This is a genomic window from Streptomyces sp. sk2.1, assembly GCF_008120935.1.
Classification (GTDB): domain Bacteria; phylum Actinomycetota; class Actinomycetes; order Streptomycetales; family Streptomycetaceae; genus Streptomyces.
Genome location: NZ_RDBO01000300.1, coordinates 1 through 3483 on the forward strand (window position 1 = coordinate 1; position 3483 = coordinate 3483).

Annotated in this window: 5 protein-coding genes and 1 pseudogene; 3 read left to right on the forward strand and 3 right to left on the reverse strand. The window is 67.5% G+C overall.

The window, feature by feature from the left end; genetic code table 11:
- A partial coding sequence (locus EAO76_RS44045; protein ID WP_148841801.1) for a transposase occupies nucleotides 1-284 on the forward strand: 284 nt, incomplete at its 5' end.
- Between the two features lie 42 nt (nucleotides 285-326).
- On the opposite strand, the gene EAO76_RS45270 is transcribed toward EAO76_RS44045, so the two are convergent.
- Nucleotides 327-1037, reverse strand: coding sequence for a DUF6193 family natural product biosynthesis protein (locus EAO76_RS45270; protein ID WP_187439083.1), 711 nt, complete (start codon nucleotides 1035-1037; stop codon nucleotides 327-329).
- A 69-nt stretch (nucleotides 1038-1106) separates the two neighbouring features.
- On the opposite strand from EAO76_RS45270, the pseudogene EAO76_RS44055 reads away from it, so the two are divergent.
- Both EAO76_RS44055 and EAO76_RS45275 read left to right on the forward strand, forming a co-directional pair.
- Nucleotides 1107-1520 (forward strand): annotated as a pseudogene (locus tag EAO76_RS44055) (IS5 family transposase); the annotation flags it as partial.
- Between the two features lie 16 nt (nucleotides 1521-1536).
- Nucleotides 1537-1956 carry a hypothetical protein gene (locus EAO76_RS45275; RefSeq protein ID WP_262376292.1) on the forward strand — a complete coding sequence of 140 codons (420 nt, stop codon included), beginning with the start codon at nucleotides 1537-1539 and terminating at the stop codon, nucleotides 1954-1956.
- A gap of 779 nt (nucleotides 1957-2735) precedes the next feature.
- Here EAO76_RS45275 and EAO76_RS44060 read toward each other — a convergent pair.
- The gene (locus tag EAO76_RS44060) at nucleotides 2736-3059 is read right to left on the reverse strand and encodes a hypothetical protein (RefSeq protein WP_187439086.1); all 324 of its coding nucleotides are present in this window, start codon (nucleotides 3057-3059) and stop codon (nucleotides 2736-2738) included.
- Between the two features lie 124 nt (nucleotides 3060-3183).
- On the reverse strand, nucleotides 3184-3483 hold a 300-nt coding region (locus EAO76_RS44065; RefSeq protein WP_148841804.1), incomplete at its 5' end, for a transposase.

Here is a 3483-nt window from a genome sequence, read left to right on the forward strand (position 1 = left end):
CTCGTCACCGGCCGCGACGGCTGTTCGCCGACCGCGGCTACGACTACGACAAGTACCGCCGCATCCTGCGGGCTCGGGGCATCACCCCGAAGATCGCCCGTCGAGGTGTCCCGCACGGCTCGGGGCTGGGCAAGACGCGCTGGGTCGTGGAGCGGACCTTCGCCTGGCTCCACCAGTTCAAACGACTGCGGATCCGCTACGAGATACGCGCCGACCTCCACCTCGGACTGCTCCAACTCGCCTGCAGCATCATCTGTTTGAGACGACTCCGAACCTCATTCTGAAACGATCAGTAAGAGCCCCGCGCGCTGCGCGGTCCTCTAGCCTCAGCTCGCTGGCCCGAACCCCTCCGGGAGGGCGGCCACCACGAAAGCGACGGCTTCCTCCGGCGTCTTGGTGCGCGCGACCAGCTCACCTTCGTTCCGCACCCCGTACAGCCCCTCGTCGTACGGGCAGATGATGTACCCGACCCGCGTCTTCCGGAACTCCTCGACTCTGGTGGAGAACCAGAGATTGAAGTGGCTGTTGACCGGCATCAGCTGGCGGAGCACCGGCTGGGCGTACGCCGCCGCCAGCATCGCGTGGGGACGCGGGTGCCGGTCGTACGGCGGCATGTGGATGCGGTCGAGCTTGACACGCCACGCCAACTCGACGACACCGAACGGCTCCCGCTCGTGGACGAGGGCCCAGGGCCTGAACTGGACGAACGGGGCGCAAGCCCTGGTCTCCTCGAGGCCCGCGCCGCCCGTCCACGCAGCCGTCGCCCTGACTACTTCGGCCATGTCTGCGGTCCACCCACAGGCCAGGCGTGTGCCGTTGTCCTGGAGGTTCACCTGGAAAGTCCGACGCCCCTCGCCGGGCGGATACACCATCACGCGCCGGCCGCTCCTCGCATCGACGTACTCTGCGAGGCGTCCCCACTTCCCGTCCGACTCGGGCAGGGCAAGCCCGAGCCCCTCGGCCGTACGCGCTAGCGCAGCCCGGAGGGCCCCGTCATCGCCCCAGCCACCCTCGCCAAGCCCTGCCCCGAAGTTCATCGCACCAGTGTGGCGGAATACCCAGCCTGATGACCGCCACTTGCCGATCATCGGATCGTTGGACCGGTCGTGCCGTTGACTGACGCGCAGTGGGCGCGCATAGAGCCGTTGTTGCCGGATCGGACGCCGAAGCGGGGCGGGCGGTGGCGTGGTCACCGTCAGGTGATCGACGCGATCGCTTGGAAGTTCCAGACCGGTTCGCAGTGGATACACCTGCCCCGCGAGTACGGATCGTGGAAGGGCGTGTACACCCGGCTGCGAAACTGGGCGATCGACGGCACCTGGGAGCGTGCCTTCACGGCCCTGCTGGCCCAGGCCGACGCCGAGGGCGACCTGGACTGGGTCGTCTCGGTCGACTCCACCATCGTGCGTGCCCATCAGAACGCAGCCGGGGCCCGAAAAAGGGGGGCCCCGGCCGACGAACCAGACCACCACGCCATTGGCCGCTCCCGCGGCGGGCTAACCACCAAGATCCACCTCGCGGGCCGCCGTGGCGGAGATGGGGCAAGCCCTTCGGGACCACCGCACGGTAATGGAGAGCGTGGAGCGACCGCTGCGCACTCTCCACCAGATCCCGATGGACGACGCCGAGGAGCTCACAGGGGTCTCTCGCCGCACCCTCTCGACAGCTGTGCGCAATGAGGTGGGGCGCAGCGATGCCGAGGTGGCCGCCGAATACCGCGACAGCGGTCACGACCTGCACTACGGCGGTGAGGAACTGCACCGCCGCTACCCACAGCTGGCCGGACTCCACACGGCGCTCAGACTGCTGGTGGAGGCCGAGGAAGAACGCTGGCAGGCAGCACACCCGGACCAGGCTTTCGCGCCGCTGCTCGAATTCACCGATGAGCAGCTCGTTCTGAGACGCGAGTACGAACGATGGGTCGACGCCATCGCCGAGGGGCGCATCTCGCGATAGCGACGCCAAGGATTCGCCCCCGGTCCGAGCACCACTACGCCAGACACTCGCAGGGTGGCGGCGCTCATGTTGTTGCGGTCTGGCGCTCGAAAGCCACCTGATCTAGGTTGCCGACCGGCGAGCCATTCCGAGTAGAGGGAGACCCAAGGTGAAGCGGAAGATTGGCGTCGTCGCGGTTGCGGGCTGTGCGGTCCTGTTGTCCGCTGCCCCGGCGCAGGCGGCCTCATGGAACGCGTTCCCCGGAATGGACTCCCGGTGGACATGCGGCCCGACGGTGACCATCCGGCAAGGGCTGCAAGCGCAATCGTGTGTCGTGGTGTCCGGGTCGAGTTATCAAGGCGCGACCATTGTGAACGTCCCGGGCGGAGGCATGATCAACGGGGAGACCCGAAGCTGGGAGGCAGGCAAGGAGAGACCTGCTGCCGGTTTCTGTGACGGTCCGTTGGCAGGCCAGGGGGTCTGCTTCAACGAGACCCGCCCCCGCTTGGCGTCGGGTAACGCGGTTCAGACCGTCAGCAGCGTGAGCGACGGCAACTACTCCAAGAGGTGGACCTCGCCCACCGTCGTGGTGCGGTAGGTGCGTACGCGCAATCGATGTGTTCTACAGCGCGTCGGCGGCGGTCCCTTCGGGCCGGCCCCGGCGCGCTGCCCTGCTGCCAGCCTGGGAAGGCGAAAGCAGTTCTGGGGTCGGTGCTCCCCGGCGAACTGGCGGCGGGCGGGTTCGGTACCAATCTCCTCTTGCTGGTGGCGAAGCCTGGCGCCGCTCGCGTGCGGCTCTGTTATTCGCGCGGGGACGCTTCCTGGAGGACAGGGCCGACACCGCCCCAGCGCTCCAGGGGCGCCGGTTCATGAGCCTGGAGGGCCTGGGCGACCTGATCCCACGGGGTTTCAGCCATCCGCTGGCGGCCGAAACCCGCCATCAGGCGCATCTCTGCCTGATTCCGCAGCCAGAACCACAGGCCGAGTGCACCAAGTTCATCTCCGCCCTCCTGGTAGCTCTCGATGGAGTTCAGGGCGTTCATCCCCGCCTCGCGCGCTGACTGCATTGCCGCAGGCAGACCTTCGGTTCCGTACGGCATCGGTCCATCTTGAGTGCTGGTCATGCCTGGCCAACGATCACCACCACGCGTCGGCTACGGCCGTGGGGCCACTTGGTATGTGAGCTCGTGTCACCGTTCCCCGGACGCGCAGGAACTGGGCGGGGACGAGGACGGGGCGAGCCGGGCCCTACTGATCTTTTCGTAAGTTCGGTGGGTGTGGTGGGTGGATGGTCAGGCCTGTGTGGGCGAGGAAGGACCAGGGCAGTTGTGGGTTGTGGTTGATGCGGTGGATGCCTTGTTCGGTGGCGTCGGCGACATCGGCGAGGTGGTCGCCGGCGAGGTTGGCGAGTTCGCGTTTCTTGAGTGAGGACCACAGCAGTTCCACCGGATTCAGCTCGGGGGCGTATGCCGGGAGGCGTTCCAGGGTCAGCCAGTCCTGTTCGGCGACCCAGGCCCGCATCGCCCGGCTCCAGTGGGCGGACAGGCC